The sequence below is a fragment of the Priestia sp. BR_2 genome (assembly GCF_041954005.1).
Lineage (GTDB): Bacteria > Bacillota > Bacilli > Paenibacillales > Paenibacillaceae > Paenibacillus_AQ > Paenibacillus_AQ lautus_A.
This window is the reverse complement of sequence record NZ_JAVFHM010000030.1, coordinates 1-573: the sequence shown is the minus strand read 5'-3', so window position 1 is coordinate 573 and position 573 is coordinate 1. Positions and strand designations below refer to the sequence as shown.

Below are 573 nucleotides of genomic sequence, written 5' to 3'. Positions count from 1 at the left end.
GTACGACGATAGTAGAGGAAAAAATAAAGGGTTGTATTATTTTTGGAAATCATCGTAAAGTACGTTTTAACGGATGGACGTTATGCACACGTTATCCGCAAAAAACGGGTAAACGTTACAGGGATTGTAATTGCTGTAACGGGAAGGGACTCAATATGGAAGAGAAAGTAGTTGGTTATGTACGAGTTTCAACAGAAGGACAAGTACGTGAAGGGTACAGCTTGGCGTATCAAGTAGAAGAAATTGAACGGTACTGTAACGAGAATGAATTACAACTGCTTCACATATACGAAGATAAAGGAATTAGCGGAGCGACAGTGATGTAAATAAGAATATTGATGATTTAATAGGTACTCCTGATCCAGCTCTCCCTGGCAAAACAATAAATGGAAAATTACATGCAGATCACATTGTTCCGTTAGCTAAGATAAGTAGAATGGAGGGTTTTGAAATCCTCACTTATGAACAACAAAAAGCAATCGCCAATTACAGAGAAAATTTTATTGGATTGACTGAGACAGCAAACAAATCAAAAGGATCCAAATCATACCAGGAATGGACAATATATAAAAA

Annotated in this window: 1 pseudogene; it reads left to right on the top strand. The window is 36.8% G+C overall.

Annotated features, from left to right (window positions below):
- Positions 1–155 precede the first annotated feature (155 nt).
- Positions 156–320: pseudogene (locus RB298_RS00365) on the top strand (recombinase family protein); the annotation flags it as partial.
- Positions 321–573: the final 253 nt, after the last annotated feature.